This window comes from Brevibacillus nigriterrae (genome assembly GCF_049846925.1).
Classification (GTDB): domain Bacteria; phylum Bacillota; class Bacilli; order Brevibacillales; family Brevibacillaceae; genus Brevibacillus_H.
Window position 1 is genome coordinate 212,889 of the sequence record NZ_JBNCMT010000002.1, and the last position, 14,297, is coordinate 227,185.

General features: G+C 47.3%; 17 protein-coding genes and 1 rRNA gene. 2 read left to right on the forward strand and 16 right to left on the reverse strand.

Annotated features, from left to right (window positions below; all coding sequences use genetic code 11):
• Nucleotides 1-23 precede the first annotated feature (23 nt).
• From ACPW7N_RS02740 to eutL, 15 genes are all read right to left on the reverse strand, one after another.
• Nucleotides 24-158, reverse strand: a complete 135-nt coding sequence (locus ACPW7N_RS02740) for a hypothetical protein (RefSeq protein ID WP_425649467.1) — start codon at nt 156-158, stop codon at nt 24-26.
• Nucleotides 159-213: 55 nt separating this feature from the next.
• Nucleotides 214-1,083: an ethanolamine ammonia-lyase subunit EutC gene (gene eutC, locus ACPW7N_RS02745; protein ID WP_425649492.1), complete on the reverse strand. Its 870-nt coding sequence runs from the start codon at nt 1,081-1,083 to the stop codon at nt 214-216.
• 60 nt (nt 1,084-1,143) lie between these two features.
• Complete coding sequence (locus tag ACPW7N_RS02750; protein ID WP_425649468.1) at nt 1,144-2,502, reverse strand: ethanolamine ammonia-lyase subunit EutB; 1,359 nt, start codon at nt 2,500-2,502, stop codon at nt 1,144-1,146.
• A 21-nt stretch (nt 2,503-2,523) separates the two neighbouring features.
• Nucleotides 2,524-3,966 (reverse strand): ethanolamine ammonia-lyase reactivating factor EutA, encoded by a 1,443-nt coding sequence (locus ACPW7N_RS02755; protein ID WP_425649469.1) that lies wholly within the window; start codon nt 3,964-3,966, stop codon nt 2,524-2,526.
• Nucleotides 3,967-4,101: 135 nt separating this feature from the next.
• Entirely contained in the window at nt 4,102-4,659 is a 558-nt protein-coding gene (locus tag ACPW7N_RS02760; protein WP_425649493.1) for an ANTAR domain-containing response regulator, read from the reverse strand.
• A gap of 16 nt (nt 4,660-4,675) precedes the next feature.
• Nucleotides 4,676-6,142, reverse strand: coding sequence for a sensor histidine kinase (locus ACPW7N_RS02765; RefSeq protein ID WP_425649470.1), 1,467 nt, complete (start codon nt 6,140-6,142; stop codon nt 4,676-4,678).
• A 134-nt stretch (nt 6,143-6,276) separates the two neighbouring features.
• Nucleotides 6,277-6,717 (reverse strand): EutP/PduV family microcompartment system protein, encoded by a 441-nt coding sequence (locus tag ACPW7N_RS02770; protein WP_425649471.1) that lies wholly within the window; start codon nt 6,715-6,717, stop codon nt 6,277-6,279.
• Nucleotides 6,718-6,719: 2 nt separating this feature from the next.
• Nucleotides 6,720-7,061, reverse strand: a complete 342-nt coding sequence (gene eutS, locus ACPW7N_RS02775) for an ethanolamine utilization microcompartment protein EutS (RefSeq protein WP_425649472.1) — start codon at nt 7,059-7,061, stop codon at nt 6,720-6,722.
• Between the two features lie 11 nt (nt 7,062-7,072).
• A complete protein-coding gene (locus ACPW7N_RS02780) occupies nt 7,073-7,342 on the reverse strand; it encodes a EutN/CcmL family microcompartment protein (protein ID WP_425649473.1) in 270 nt (89 codons plus the stop codon).
• Between the two features lies 1 nt (nt 7,343).
• Nucleotides 7,344-8,168 carry a hypothetical protein gene (locus tag ACPW7N_RS02785; protein WP_425649474.1) on the reverse strand — a complete coding sequence of 275 codons (825 nt, stop codon included), beginning with the start codon at nt 8,166-8,168 and terminating at the stop codon, nt 7,344-7,346.
• 9 nt (nt 8,169-8,177) lie between these two features.
• On the reverse strand, nt 8,178-9,002 hold the full coding sequence (pduL, locus tag ACPW7N_RS02790) for a phosphate propanoyltransferase (protein ID WP_425649475.1): 825 nt from the start codon (nt 9,000-9,002) through the stop codon (nt 8,178-8,180).
• A 6-nt stretch (nt 9,003-9,008) separates the two neighbouring features.
• Nucleotides 9,009-9,296, reverse strand: coding sequence for a BMC domain-containing protein (locus ACPW7N_RS02795; RefSeq protein ID WP_425649476.1), 288 nt, complete (start codon nt 9,294-9,296; stop codon nt 9,009-9,011).
• A gap of 74 nt (nt 9,297-9,370) precedes the next feature.
• The gene (locus ACPW7N_RS02800; RefSeq protein ID WP_425649477.1) at nt 9,371-10,930 is read right to left on the reverse strand and encodes an acetaldehyde dehydrogenase (acetylating); all 1,560 of its coding nucleotides are present in this window, start codon (nt 10,928-10,930) and stop codon (nt 9,371-9,373) included.
• On the reverse strand, nt 10,927-11,427 hold the full coding sequence (locus ACPW7N_RS02805) for a BMC domain-containing protein (protein WP_425649478.1): 501 nt from the start codon (nt 11,425-11,427) through the stop codon (nt 10,927-10,929). The genes ACPW7N_RS02800 and ACPW7N_RS02805 overlap by 4 nt, the downstream gene beginning before the upstream one ends.
• Before the next feature lie 34 nt (nt 11,428-11,461).
• Nucleotides 11,462-12,124: an ethanolamine utilization microcompartment protein EutL gene (eutL, locus tag ACPW7N_RS02810; RefSeq protein WP_425649479.1), complete on the reverse strand. Its 663-nt coding sequence runs from the start codon at nt 12,122-12,124 to the stop codon at nt 11,462-11,464.
• Nucleotides 12,125-12,390: 266 nt separating this feature from the next.
• Between eutL and ACPW7N_RS02815 the strand changes: the two genes are divergently transcribed.
• Together ACPW7N_RS02815 and ACPW7N_RS02820 are read left to right on the forward strand one after the other, a co-directional pair.
• On the forward strand, nt 12,391-13,272 hold the full coding sequence (locus tag ACPW7N_RS02815; RefSeq protein WP_425649480.1) for a YwqG family protein: 882 nt from the start codon (nt 12,391-12,393) through the stop codon (nt 13,270-13,272).
• 322 nt (nt 13,273-13,594) lie between these two features.
• A complete protein-coding gene (locus ACPW7N_RS02820; protein ID WP_425649481.1) occupies nt 13,595-13,795 on the forward strand; it encodes a cold-shock protein in 201 nt (66 codons plus the stop codon).
• Nucleotides 13,796-14,212: 417 nt separating this feature from the next.
• On the opposite strand, the gene ACPW7N_RS02825 is transcribed toward ACPW7N_RS02820, so the two are convergent.
• Nucleotides 14,213-14,297: ribosomal RNA gene (locus ACPW7N_RS02825) — 23S ribosomal RNA — on the reverse strand; the annotation flags it as partial.

Below are 14,297 nucleotides of genomic sequence, written 5' to 3' on the forward strand. Positions count from 1 at the left end.
CGTATTCCTCCCTTCTGCTGTTTTTAATTTTTCTTGGCTCCGATAAAGCTTTCATGTTTGTGCTCTTGAAACTCACGTACTCCCTGGTTAGCTTTGACAGCAATTCCGATGGCTACAGCAACCGTAACCAACACGAGCAGAATCCCCAGAGTCAACATGTTCATCCCCCCTTTCTTGGCTGGTTGTCCTTCGCTTACCTCAATCTCTCTAGTGCTACAGATTCAATCGGACACCACTTGCTTTTTGTTCCAGCATTTTGGTGAGCACTGTACCGATGTGTGCCCCTGCTTCTACCGGTTGAGTGCCTCCCGGGTGAATGTTGGAGATAACCGTCCGATCAGATTCAATCATTCCCTTTCTCGGTCGGAAGCACATGTATGCACTCATGGAATTTGCGGTAACCAAGCCCGGTCGCTCCCCAATCAACAGAACGAGTACTTCCGGCTCAATGATTTCTCCGATGTGATCCATGCAGGCGACCCTCCCCCCTTTGACAAAAAAGGGAGTTCCCCAGCTTAGTCCGTATGTTCGAAGAGAGTCAAGGAGTGCAGGATACACGTCTCGCAAATTTGCTTCCACTGCGTTCGCACTTAGGCCATCGGAGACGACGATTTGCACTTGTGGTCGCAGTTTGCATTTTTGTTTAAGCAGCGTTACACCATCCTCTGCAATCACTCTGCCTAAATCGGGACGCTTCAGATAGACTTCTGTATTTTGATGGGTGGTTTCTACGGTAAACATTCCAAACTCATCCAGCAATTCCGTGCTCACTTCTCCATACACAGCATCTACTGCCGCTGCGTGATCACACCGTAATTGCAGCATGGTGCGGGTTAGCGGACGAGCGCCCGTCCTCCACACCCCGATCCGGGCTGGAGTACTGTCCAGCAACTCCTGCATCCCTTCCCTCCACCGAGGCTCTGGGACATTGGACTCTCGTTTCGGTTTCGGTTCGCTGACAGGGACAGGCGGACTTTCAGGTGGACTTTCCTGTGTATGAGGATGTGTCTGTCCATCCGAACCTTGATCCATTTTTTTCTGAATTGCTGCAAGCACTTTGTCTACAAGAATTTCCAACTCCATGTTCAATCACTTCCCCCCTTCCAAGACTTCTCCCTCACTTTTTTCGTTGCCGGTACACGATTACAAAAAGATTGTGGGATCACCTGCGATCTCTGTCAGTCTGCCTTTCTCCATAATCCCCATCTTCTCCAGCCAACGTTCAAACTGGGGAGCTGGTCCTTTTCCTGTCAGCTCACGCAGAGTGGCAATATCATGAAAACTGGTTGACTGATAATTGAGCATGCAATCGTCTGCCATGGCGACGCCAATCAGGAAATTCACACCTGCCGTTGCAAGTAATGTCCCCAGGTTATCCATGTCGTTCTGATCGGCTTTCATGTGGTTCGTATAGCAAACATCCACGCCCATCGGCAACCCGTGCAACTTGCCCATGAAGTGATCTTCCAGACCCGCTCGGATGACCTGCTTGCTGTCATAGAGATACTCTGGACCGATAAATCCGACGACCGTATTGACGATAAACGGCTTGTATTTGCGGGCCAAGCCGTAGCATCGTGCTTCCAGGGTAACCTGGTCTACTCCGTGATTTGCTTCCGAGGAAAGTTCGGAACCTTGCCCTGTTTCGAAATACCAGAAATTCGGTCCCGTGGAGGTCCCTTCTTTTGAAATCAACTCATTGGCTTCATCAAGGAGCTTCACGTCGATCCCAAATGCCTGATTGCCCATCTCTGTGCCTGCCAGACTTTGAAAGATCAAATCAGCAGGTGCCCCTTGCCGGATCGCTCGCATCTGGGTAGATACATGCGCAAGCACACAATTTTGTGTCGGAATGTTCCACTTGGTGATGACTTCCCTTGTCACACTCAAAATATCTTTCACGCTGTCCACAGAATCAATGACAGGGTTGACGCCAATGACAGCATCTCCGATCCCATAACTCAGCGCTTCATAGATCGCCGCTTTTATTCCCTGCACATGATCGGCTGGGTGATTCGGTTGCGCTCGGGACGCAAGCACACCTTTTTGCCCAATCGTTGTGTTGCAGTGTGTGATATTCTCGATTTTGGCAGCTGCGGTAATCAAATCCAGATTGGACATGAGCTTGGCTGAGGCAGCGATCATTTCACTGGTTAATCCTCGACTGACCCTCATTAAATCGCTAGATTCGGTTCGGTGGCTGAGAATGTATTCACGCAACTCGGCTACGCTCCAATTGCGGATTTCACGGTAGATCGTTTCATTGACACTCTCTTCAATCACCCGTGAGACTTCGTCTTCCTCAGGAGGAATCAATGGGTGATTTCGTATATCGCCAAGAGTCAGATCTGCCAGTACATATTGAGCTGCCATTCGCTCTCGTGCATCTTCGGCTGCGATACCTGCCAGTTGATCCCCTGACCTCTCTTCATTTGCTTTGGCCATCACTTCTTTCAAATTGCGAAATGAATAGGTCTTTCCCAGTACGGTATTTTTGTACATATCCTCACACCTCAACAGGCCTCAAAAGGCAAGAGTTTTAATCACCACCGGAATGATCGAATCGGAGATCGGCTCCCCCAGATCAATATAATCACCATGCTCCACCTTAATTTGATCGATACACATGACGGCAAGACGCTGATTGCTTTGCAGTTGCAATGACTGTCCCAATGCCTTAGCGATGTCGCTCTCGCAAATCACAACAAGCAATTTGCTTGCGGGGAACCATTTTTGATAGGCGATCAGTATTTCTTGTGCCAGCCTGCGCACCTGTGTATAGGTACAATAGCCGATTCCTTGAAAAGCGAGTGCACAAGGTGGCAATGAAGTCGAATCATACAGTTTGGACGCCAAATGCAAATGTTCGTCCAGTGTCTGGCTGAGTTCTGCCATAGCGGAGGAATGCTCGGGGAGCGTTACCTTGACTACGGGAATGTTTCGCAAAGGCAGGAATTCCCGCTTCAAAAACAGTGTGGAGCCGCTGATCTCCACAGACTGCATGCCTGCTCCGATAACGGTTGCTCGCACGGTCTGCTCAGGTCGCACCACCTTAAAGGGATACTGTTTAACCTCATCTTTCAACACGTGTGCCAAGAGCGGCCCGAAGTCGCCAAAAGCAGTTACCTCGTGCATCGATGCAGGTTTTGCCCGATGCATCCATTCGCCAACCCCACCAGAAAACATAATCTCATCGAGCTTTGGGAACGACTTAGGCAACTCCCCGACCAACAGATCAGCCAATGAGTCATCTTCGTTTTGCTGTGAGAGATAAGCAAGCAAACTTTGAGCTATTCGTTTCGTTACTCGATTCAGCTTTTCCAGCGTCAGGACTTGACCCACTGCTATATCAAAGCCACTCCCGAAAAGCCAATCTTTCAGATGGGGAGACACAGCCAAAACACATCCATCCCTGTCTATTCGAAGCAGTCGCCCGCCTATGTGGAATGTGACGGTAACAATCGTTTTCCCCCGCTCGAATACGGCAATATTTGCTGTACCACCGCCAATATCGACATTGGCAATTGCCCCATGGATTTCTTGCGACCGCTTATGGGCTCCAGAACCTTTGCCCGCCAGAATGCCTTCCAGATCAGCTCCTGCTGTCGCAACCACAAATTCACCTGAATGCTCTGCAAGCCGATGAACGATCAACTCGGCATTCTGCTTTGTTGCTGTTTCACCCGTGATAATCACAGCGCCTGATTTAACTTGCGACTCTTCTATTCCGGCTGTGCGATATTGCTCTTGAATCCACCGATAAATGCGATCACTATCAATCACTTCCGGTTCAAGCAAGGGTGTGGAGAGGATGGGGCTGGTGTAAAACAATTGCCTTTCTACAATTTGAAAACGGGGCAAGGAAAATGTGCTGGACATTCGTCCTAACCGCAACCTGCTGACAATCATTTTTGTAGTACTCGTTCCCAAATCGATTCCTACACTGGTTATCCACTGATCATCCACTTGCCCTCACCTCGAATCATCGCCACTATGCATTCAGGTGTAACCCCTGGTATCAGCAACGACCTGAATGGAAAAGAAAAGCGCTCCAACGAAACGACGAGAACATCGTCGCACCCTCAAAGCGCCATTGCTTTTTTACCTATTCACTTGATTCTCCAGGGGAGAAACTGCCTGTGGATCATGAAGCAAATCTTCCGCAAATTTCACAAGTGAAACTCGCTGGTTCATGCTTTGCCGTTGCATCCATTTATAGGCCTCTTCTTCAGACAGCGTTTGTTGTGACATGATTTTGCCTTTAGCTCGCTCAATAATTTTGCGCTCTTCCAATTTTTGCTGCAACTGCTGGAGATCACGCTGGAGCGAGCTTACTTTTTCACGCTGACGAAGAGCAACTTCAACTGCCGGGATTAAATCCTCTTCTGACACCGGTTTTACCAGATAGGCTGTCACTCCGCTGTTACAGGCATCCTGCACGACCTCTTTATGGCTGTACGCAGTGAGCAGCAAGACAGAAGCATCGCTGAATTTCCGAATGATATCGGTGGCTTTGATGCCGTTCATCACTGGCATTTTGACATCCATAATGATCAGGTCAGGCTTGCATTGATAAGCCAACTCTACTGCCTCTTCTCCATTCTTGGCTTCGGCTACGACGTTGTAGCCTTCTTGCTCAAGGATTTCCCGGAGGTCCATCCGTATAATGGGCTCATCATCGACCAAGAGGATTTTGCAGCTCACACTCTTCCCCCCTTACTTCCACAGGATAGCGAATGGTCACTGCCGTTCCGTGTCCCGTATCCCGAAAATGAAGACTGCCTGACAAATCTTCAGAAACTAGTGTTTCGACGATCTTTAAACCGAGGTGTCCGTTCTGCACCTGTGCACCGTTATAGCCAATTCCCACACCGTTATCGATTACTTGAATCAGCATTTCTTGTTCGTGACGCTCGATGCGTATCGTGATCATGCCGCTTTGCCTGTCACCAAAGCCGTGAATTACGCTGTTTTGAATCAACTCCGTGACAACGAGAGCGAGTGAGGTCGCTTTTTCCGATGACAAATGAACAGAGGATTCTGCATCAATCGTAATCTGGATGCTTTGTTCAGGACGAAGCATCGAGGAGATGATGGTCTTTGCGATCTTCTCTACAATTTCCTTGAAATCAATCACATTGATTCCATCCTGCGCCAGATATTCATGGATGATCGCAATACTGTTGATGCGGTTGATGCTCTCTCGATAGACCTTCTCTAGTTCTGAAGACGCTGATCGTCTCATTTGCAGACGAAGCAAGCTTGAAATGGTTTGCAGGTTATTTTTTACTCGGTGATGAATTTCTTTGATCACCGCAGATTTAATCATCAACTGCTTTTCTTTTTCTTTAATTTCAGTGATATCCCGAATCAGGATAACCCCGCCTACCGCATTTTGCTCACGATAGATTGAAACCGCTTTCACTAATAGTGATTTTTTACCGAATTGAAGCTCTTCGAAGATCATACCGCCGTTGGCCTGAAAATTCTCCTTGGAGAACATCCCCTCAAAAAACCGCTCGATTCGCTGCCCTTTGATCGGAATCTCAAATCCGATCTCTTTCATCAACTCATAAGACCGTGCATTGGCGTATGTAACGATTTGCCTGTAATCAAACAGGATGATCCCTTCATGCATGAGCGAAAGCACCTGACTTTCGGACATGGCAATTTGAAGCAGGGTCTCGCTGAGATGTTCTGTGGTTTCGATCAACATTTCCACGTTTTTTTCCTGTTCAATCTTTTCCGATATATCCTGCTCCATGATGAGTGTACCGATTGTCTTTCCCTCCGGATTTTTAATCGGGACTACACTTTGCTGCATCACCGTCTGTTCCTGTGAAACACCTCGTGAGCCAATGACTGATTTTCCAGAAGTCAGACTGAACAATACGGCTGGTTCATTCTGGCCTAATGCCAGTTGACCAACGACTGAACTTTTATAAAGCGACTTTGCCGTGCTGGGCGATGCCTGCGCAACAACAAGTGCTGTCTTTTTCTCTTCAACAGGGCAGTCGATAAACACATCCGCCTGGGTAATATCAGCAAACACCTGGATATACTTTGCTAATTCCTGAATGATTCTGGCATCATCCTGCGACAAGGTAGATCTTGCTAAATACACGTCCAGCGTAGATGGCATGCGACTCCCTTCTTTCGTCTGAAAATTACGTCTATTATAACTACTATTATTCTGTCACTTCTTTTTCCAGACGTGCAAGTTATTTTTCTAGACAAAGTGTACAGGAAATCCGACAATTCCTCTCTGACTATTGATCAGTTCGTCAGTTTTTCCAGAAGGTGAGCACGCAATGTGGCAATCCCTTTGCCCGTTGCCGATGACGTCAAGTAGATTTCTCCATGTGGCAATGCTTCTCGTAGGAGAGCCTCTGCACGATTGGGATCAGCATCTGGATGATCCAGTTTGGTCAGTACGCCAATCGCAGGGATCGGAAAACCGGAAGCAAAACCCGGTGGGAAATAATTCCGTTCTCTCGTTGCATCCTGCACGAGAATAAGCAGCCCTGCTTCCAGTGATGTCGCCATCAGTGTGCGATAAAAAAGCGGATTTTCACTGTATTCACCCGGGGAGTCGATCATCCAGTCGTGAAACTCCAGTGTCTGCGTCTTCCTGGCTGGTTCCTGACTGTCTGAGAGTGCATGAACCAACGACGACTTGCCAGCGCCAACTGCTCCAATGATCAATACTCGCTTCATGCCTATGACCTCGTCAAAAGTGCTGGTGAAAATTTTAACCTTGTACTTAGAAATTCATTGACTGCCTCAATCGCCATTTCGACAGCAGCGACTTCACCGACAATCAGCAATGAACCCGTAAACCGATCCAGAAATCCCAGCTCCACACTGGCTGCCTTAGTCGCAATATCGGCGGCTATAATGGACGTTTCAGTAGGGGTTAAGGTCATGATTCCGATTGCCCCCAGTTGTTTGATGCCGAGCTTGGCGTAAAGTACCTCGTCAGGATTGGCAATGACATGGGCAAGCGTCACCTGTTTGCCCGGGACGTACTCTTGAATTACTCGCTGTCTCTCCTGTTCCATCGTCTCCCCCCTTACTCCGTCACCTCATGCGAATCGACAATCCCTACGATCACTGCATCAATGGGAGCATTTTGATTGTGGAACAGGATGCGTGCCGGAGTCCCTCGTGATACAATGACTTGCTCGCCGACTCCTGCCCCGATTCGATCGGCTGCAATCACGATTGATCCCGCCTCATTGCCTTTGGGATCAATGGGCTGAACGATCAAAAGCTTTAGATTGTCCATTCCTGCTTCTTTTTGCGTCGCCCAGACACTGCCAATCACCTTGCCCAAAAGCATGCTAGTCACCTGCCCCAGCCATTTTTACTTTTATCCCTTTTTCTCGCAGCCAGTCTTGTGCAAGAGGTGTAATGATCGTCTGTGGAGAGAGAATCAGTCGATTGTTCAAAAAAGTCCGCTTCGTCTGCCCCCACTTCTGCAGCCATTCAACCGATAACAGTTTGCCATCAAATTGGGTTGCCTGTTGTGGAAACGTACCTTTGTCAGGGGATTCACTTGCAGTTTCGGGTACATGTTCTCTTACCTTTTCAATCACGTGCAATGCGAGATATTTTTGCTCGGTCAATCCAACGCCAAGATCTTCCAGTTGTTTTTGGTACCTGACAAACAAGTTGCGGTATGACGCAGGCAGATCGAGTGTCTTTAAGGTTCTGCGGTCTGACCGTTTGATCCCCGGTACATCACTGCCCACCAATACAAATTTGTTTAAAACCAGTGCAGCAAAAACGATTTCTGCCTTAATGGTGCCTTTCATACCCGAAACAATCCGTGCTGCGTTATCCAGATCAATCTCAGGTATCACAATGCCTGCATACTCCTTTGGCAGTTCAATCGGAGCAGGTGCATATTCATCGACTGTAATCAGTTTACCGGCGCCACCGCATTCAAGCTTGTGCATGCCCAACCAGGAAGATGTCTCACCATCCAAAAATAAAATGTCATGATCGATTCCGGCGTTTTGCAACTGGATGAACTGCTCAATAAATGCTTCATGTGCCGTGCTGTCACAAAAGATGTACAGGACCTTGGGTTTCTGTGGCTTGCAGATTTGCATCGTATGCAAGATTTCTCTGGTGATACTCTCTACCATTTGTTTGATATCCATTTTCTCACCTCACCTGCAGCTAAACAGTTGCCCGTTCTTCCCAATAACTTTTACCTGATCGCCTTGCTTGAGACTGGCTGCATTTGCTTCATCTAAATCAATGTGAAAATCTAGTACATATTTGAGCCCGACCCGAACCGTCACGTCTTCAAAAGTGATAGCACGCTCACCTGTTGTCTGCAAAATGAGAGAATCCCCCTGTGTCACTCCTAACTGTTGTGCATCCTGTGGAGGCATATGGACATGACGTTTGGCAAGGATTAGCCCCTTCTCAAGCGTAACGACTCCCTTGGTGCCGATCAGGGTGATACCTGGTGTGCCATCGAGATTACCCGATTGCCTGACAGGTGGATGAATTCCCAGTGTGAAGCCGTCAGCCCGAGAGATTTCTACCTGACTCGCACCGCGAGTTGGGCCAAGAACCCTGACATCCTCAATCATTCCAGTCGGTCCAACCAGTGTCACCTGCTCTTTGGCAGCGAACGTTCCGGTTTGTGACAGCTCCTTTTGAATGGTGAGTGAATAGCTCTTGCCAAATAATTGCTCAATATGATCAGCAGTTAGATGCACATGTCGATTCGATACGCCAACCGGAATCAGATGCCCCTGTTGGAATGCAACAGATGCGTTTTTCTCCCCTCCACTGGCAGGCTCATCTTCCCCTGCTTGAGAGGGCTTATTTCCGGAAGGTATTATCAGTTCCGTTCGAATCCCTCTTCCTTTTAAAAAATCAATCGCAGCCGGGGTCAGCCTATCACCTGTCTGGATGGGAAAAGGGTTGGGAATCCCTTTCCTGAGCATAGCCCGAAGCATCGTTTCCGTAATGACTGCCATGGCACTCTATCCTTCCAATTTGGGCAGGATGTGTTCAATATCGGAGTGCGGGCGTGGAATGACATGAACAGATAGCAGTTCCCCGACCTTTTCGGCTGCTGCCGCTCCTGCATCTGTTGACGCCTTGACCGCACCAACATCCCCCCGAACCATGACAGTCACCAATCCGCCACCCACGTGAACCTTGCCTATCAATTTCACATTTGCTGCCTTTACCATTGCATCAGCGGCTTCAATTGCCCCAATCAACCCTTTAGTTTCTACCATTCCTAATGCTGCCATTTCTCCTGCCATGCCAATGACCTCCTTATAAGTAACCTTACTTATTCACCACTTAATTTTTTCGTTGATTTGCTTTTTCAATTTTGCTAGTTTTTCATTTCAGCAAGAACGTTTTGGATAATGGACATGATCTCTTCTCGGGTAATGTTCATACCTGATACTTGATCTGCAACTTTGGAAGCGACCTGTATTTCACCAGCACTCTCAACTACATTGACGGATTGTTTCTCATTTGATTGCTCCACCACATTCGCTGATTGTTTTTCTCTCGATTGCTCTCCCTGGTTCGCTCTTGCCATCTCCTTGATGCCGAAAGCCACCCGTTTCACATTTAGCAAATGCATAGGGCCGATATTGTCAGAGGTGATATTGTTGCCAAAAGAACCACAGCCAAGTGTCATGGATGGCTGGATTCCGGTCGTTGCCCCAATTGCTCCAAAAGTAGTTCCTGCGTTCACGATAATCCGGGATGCTGGCTTTTCAACAGCAAACGCTTCGATTATCTTCATGTCTTCACAATGGATGCCAAGTGAATGTCCCAACCCGCCAAGCTCAAGAAGCGCAATAGAAAGCTTGCACGCCTCCTGCCAATCAGACACGGTATAAAAGGCCAGGATGGGAGACAGCTTCTCCACCGATAACGGTGCATGCTTGCCTACTTCTGTCTCATGTGCGATAAGAACTTTGGCACTCGTAGGAACCTTGATACCAGCTATGTTTGCAATTTTTTGAGGTGATTGACCGACAATGGCAGGATTGAGTGAACCGTTTGAGAGAATGACTGCTTCAACCTTTTCTTTCTGCTCGTCATTGAGCCAGAAAGCACCTTGCTGCACGAGTGCGGCGATGACCTTTTGCTGAATCGCCTCATCTACAATAATGGCCTGCTCGGAGGCGCAGATCGTCCCGTGATCAAATGTCTTGCTCCCAATGATCTCTTGAACAGCCCTGTTGATGTTGGCACTTGAATGGATATAAACTGGCACATTTCCCGGACCAACTCCGTATGCTGGTTTGCCTGAACTGTATGCTGCCTTGACCATGCCGATTCCACCAGTAGCCAAAATCACATTGGTCATTTTGTGTGTCATCAGCTCCTGTGTTGCTGCCAGGGTAGGCTGTGTAATGCAAGCTAGCAGTCCAGCCGGTGCACCTGCACTATCTGCTGCAAGTTGCAAAATTCTGGTTGCTTCCACAGAGCAGCGAGTGGCCTGTGGATGTGGACTAAAGACAATCGCATTTCTTGCCTTGACGGCAATCAGCGACTTGAAAATAACGGTAGAAGTCGGATTCGTAGAGGGAATGATCCCTGCAACAACACCTACTGGCTGTGCTACATCCCATACCTTGCGCCGTTCATCTCGAGCGATAATTCCTACCGTTTTGAGGTCCTTTATCGAGTGATATACCTCTGTTGCCGCAAACATGTTTTTGACTAGCTTGTCAGCAGCAATCCCGTACCCAGTCTCTTCATGAGCCATATCAGCGAGCTTCCTTGCTTCCTGCCTGGTTGCTTCCGCCATCTCTTTTACGATCCGATCAATTTGTTCCTGTGTCATCCGCTCAATCTCTGCCTGAGCGGTTTTTGCCTGCTGGAGCAAATGGCGAACTTCTTGTATGGACAACAAATCCTTATCGACAATCATGCGGTGCCATCACCCCGCCTCGCTTTCCAATCTTGCAGGCATCGAATCAAATCTTCTTTTCGGGAAGAACTGATTTCCTGTCCGGAAAGCGGAAAATCAGCCAGTTCACGTGCAAGCTTGCGCAATTCTGCCACGGTCATTTGCTCCCATCTTTCCGAAGTGCCCCCTGCTTCGCTTGCATCCGTTTCTGGATCGGCCTTATCTGCAGCCTCTTTCAATTGTGACCAAAGCATCTGCGAAATGCTCTGATCCGGTCTGGGAATCACATGAGAGGACAATAACGTGCCGACCCGATTCGCTTCACTCGCACCAATTTCAACCGCTGCCTTCACCGAAGCCACATCTCCGACTATGTAGATGGTAACGATCCCGGCATCCGCCCCCTGATAGGTAACTACCTTGACATCTGCTGCCTTGGCCGCCGCATCTGCCGCAGCGATTAGTGCCGGATACCCCCACGTCTCAATCATTCCTAGTGACAGTTGTCTTCCGCTCAACTACTCCTTCCTCCTTTCTTTGCCCGACCACTCTTCACCCCAACCGGATAGGTGATTGAGCAACACTTCTTACTGCCTCTGCAAAAGCATGTGCTGCTGCCTGGCATGCTGACTGACTTCCCGTTAATAATCCTCCACCGAAATTGGTTTCTGTTGGCGGACCGTAGAACTGCTGTATGGTTACGTCTGCCGCTTTCAAAGCAGCATCCAATCCGTACATCGCTTCCAATGGAGGGGCGATCAAATAGGCCAGTGGAGAGCCTTCCTTGATGCCAGCGACGTGAGACAGATACGATCCGGTTCTCGAAATGACGTGCGCATAATAGGCATGTGTCGCTTCAGCGTTCAAGGCGTAAAAGCATGCCCCGTTCTCCATCATGGAAATCGCCGCATCCAGCCCGCTGCTTACTTCCGATGGTGTCGCCCCTCCCAGAATCCCGATAAACTCTCCTGAGAGCGGACCAGATGCATGGGCAGAACCCGCATAAAAAGATTTGGCATAGACGACTTCCACTGCTGCCTTTTTCGTTGCCTCATCCAGAGCCGTGTAGCCCACATCGTCAATGCTTGAAGTGAGCATGCCCAGACTTCGAATCGAAGGTGGAAGTTGCAATTTTTCTGCCAGCCCTGCATCGACATTGGGAATAATCCTAACTGCCAGTGGCACGGCCCGTATTGGCTGCCCGTTCACTCTCATCCCCCCCTTTCCTTTTTCTCCAACGTTCACAAAACAAAAAGACGCCAGCATCGAAGAAATCTCTTCGAGCATGGCGCCGTTGCCTGTTTATTCACTTGTAAAAACTAATAACTTAAATTTTCAGATAATTACTGTTAGTTACACTTTACACCGGAACCGACGAATGTGCAAGCGCTTTCTTTTTAATATGTTAAGGAAATTTATACCAACAATCATCTCTTTGATATTAAGATAAATCTATGTAGTCTAGCAAAGGAGCTGAAACAATGAAAGAACAGATCCTATCACTTTTCCGTGAAGCAGGTTTAGCCAAATACGCAGAAGATTTTTCCCCGTTGATTCGCCCGTCCATTCGACTTTTTACCCATCCTGCCAACGAGGATGATCTCCCTCTGGGCTCGTCAAAAATAGGTGGCACCCCGGACCTGCCACCTCATTTTGAATGGCCCCGCTGGAAAGTTTATACGATGTCTTTCCTTGGACAGATTAATCTGGCCGAGCTGCCAAATGCTCCGGGTACGACACTTCCTAAGAAAGGCATTCTCTATTTTTTCTATGCCGTGTCTGCGATGTATGATGATGACGATTTTTATGACAGCACAGATACTGCTCGTGTCCTTTATTTTGAGGGAGATGTATCTGAATTAAAGCGACACCCCTATCCGCCTGATTTTGACGATTATATCGTAGATGATCAGGAGACACGTTTTGCCCTCTGTTCCTTAACGTTTTCGGTTGAGTGGACCGTCCCCCCTTCCGAGTCTGCGAATATGGCGGGTCTGGGTATGAGTTGGAGCCAAAATCGCGAAGATTACGATACCTATTGGGATGTTTTTCTGCCGAAACACTGGGAAGCTTGCATTGCTAACGGTGGGAATCCACCCATCAATCGATTGTTAGGAAACCCTGAGCAGATCCAAGGAGATATGCAATGTGATTGCGTAAGGTATCTGCGAGATGATTGCAGCGACAAGGCAGATCTGCTTTCCGAAGCAAAAAAATGGCATCTGCTGCTGCAGCTTGATTCTGAAGAGGAAAAAACCAAGATGATGTGGGGAGATGTCGGCTGCGTCTATTTTTGGATCCATGAGGATGATCTTGCCCGAGGAAATTTTGACAATGTGATTTGTATTATGCAATGTTCGTAGGGGCTTACAATAGAGGTATTTACTGCCCGCTTGGACAAGGAAGGAAACAAGGGAACAAACTTCTTGCACCCTCCACGTTACTATCAAAAGGGAATAACTTTAATTAATCTTTAAACGGTAATCTGTAAATAGATACTACTCAATCTAACTCTATTTAACAAACAATTAAAATGAATTGCTATCCTCTCCATTCCCTGTTATTCTAATAAAGAATTATTTTTGTTCGGAGTAAAGGATAACAGAGGTATCAATTTTCGTCTTGACAATCCTAAGAGCAAGGATAGTAATACATGTGTGGTTATCACACTAGGAGGCAACAACAATGGAACAAGGTACAGTAAAATGGTTTAACGCAGAAAAAGGTTTTGGATTTATCGAACGTGAAGGCGCAGAAGACGTATTTGTTCATTTCTCAGCTATCCAAGGAGAAGGTTTTAAATCTCTTGACGAAGGTCAAAAGGTTACTTTTGAAGTGGAAAAAGGCCAACGTGGACCACAAGCTACTAACGTTAAAAAAGCTTAATATTGTCAACAAATATAGACAGACTCTTTTTTAAGAGTCTGTTTTTTATTGCCTAAAAAAACAATTAAAAACCCTACTCAAGGAGAAAATGAGTAGGGAAATTGAACAAGTACAGCAAATGGTAGACTGAGTATAACATAGTACACTTGAAATCCCTAATTAATTTTGCAAATTCGCAAACAAAGAATAGTTCGATGTCATTTATGGGGGAACATCAGCAGTAAGAAAATTTTTGTACGTTTATGCTAAAATCCTTGATTTACAAGTAATGTACCGAAAATGGTAATAGCTGTCCATAAAGTTATATAGATAATACCAGTAAAAAAAGCTCATAAACCTATCTGTTTAGATAGACTCATGAGCTTTTTTGCTCCCTGAAAACTGGATACGCAATGTAAATTTGGCTAAGGAAAATACGTGGATAAGTCCTCGACCGATTAGTATTCGTCAGCTCCATGCGTTACCGCACTTCCACACCGAACCTATCAACCTTATCGTCTAT

Coding starts and splice junctions, on each gene's coding strand:
- ACPW7N_RS02770 (WP_425649471.1), bottom strand. CDS start 6,717: ATGAAGCGAGTATTGATCATTGGAGCAGTTGGCGCTGGCAAGTCGTCG.
- ACPW7N_RS02750 (WP_425649468.1), bottom strand. CDS start 2,502: ATGTACAAAAATACCGTACTGGGAAAGACCTATTCATTTCGCAATTTG.
- ACPW7N_RS02740 (WP_425649467.1), bottom strand. CDS start 158: ATGTTGACTCTGGGGATTCTGCTCGTGTTGGTTACGGTTGCTGTAGCC.
- ACPW7N_RS02795 (WP_425649476.1), bottom strand. CDS start 9,296: ATGGCAGGAGAAATGGCAGCATTAGGAATGGTAGAAACTAAAGGGTTG.
- ACPW7N_RS02780 (WP_425649473.1), bottom strand. CDS start 7,342: ATGCTTTTGGGCAAGGTGATTGGCAGTGTCTGGGCGACGCAAAAAGAA.
- ACPW7N_RS02820 (WP_425649481.1), top strand. CDS start 13,595: ATGGAACAAGGTACAGTAAAATGGTTTAACGCAGAAAAAGGTTTTGGA.
- ACPW7N_RS02785 (WP_425649474.1), bottom strand. CDS start 8,168: ATGGATATCAAACAAATGGTAGAGAGTATCACCAGAGAAATCTTGCAT.
- eutC (WP_425649492.1), bottom strand. CDS start 1,083: ATGGAGTTGGAAATTCTTGTAGACAAAGTGCTTGCAGCAATTCAGAAA.
- ACPW7N_RS02765 (WP_425649470.1), bottom strand. CDS start 6,142: ATGCCATCTACGCTGGACGTGTATTTAGCAAGATCTACCTTGTCGCAG.
- ACPW7N_RS02760 (WP_425649493.1), bottom strand. CDS start 4,659: ATGGACCTCCGGGAAATCCTTGAGCAAGAAGGCTACAACGTCGTAGCC.
- eutL (WP_425649479.1), bottom strand. CDS start 12,124: ATGAGAGTGAACGGGCAGCCAATACGGGCCGTGCCACTGGCAGTTAGG.
- pduL (WP_425649475.1), bottom strand. CDS start 9,002: ATGGCAGTCATTACGGAAACGATGCTTCGGGCTATGCTCAGGAAAGGG.
- eutS (WP_425649472.1), bottom strand. CDS start 7,061: ATGGAACAGGAGAGACAGCGAGTAATTCAAGAGTACGTCCCGGGCAAA.
- ACPW7N_RS02800 (WP_425649477.1), bottom strand. CDS start 10,930: ATGATTGTCGATAAGGATTTGTTGTCCATACAAGAAGTTCGCCATTTG.
- ACPW7N_RS02815 (WP_425649480.1), top strand. CDS start 12,391: ATGAAAGAACAGATCCTATCACTTTTCCGTGAAGCAGGTTTAGCCAAA.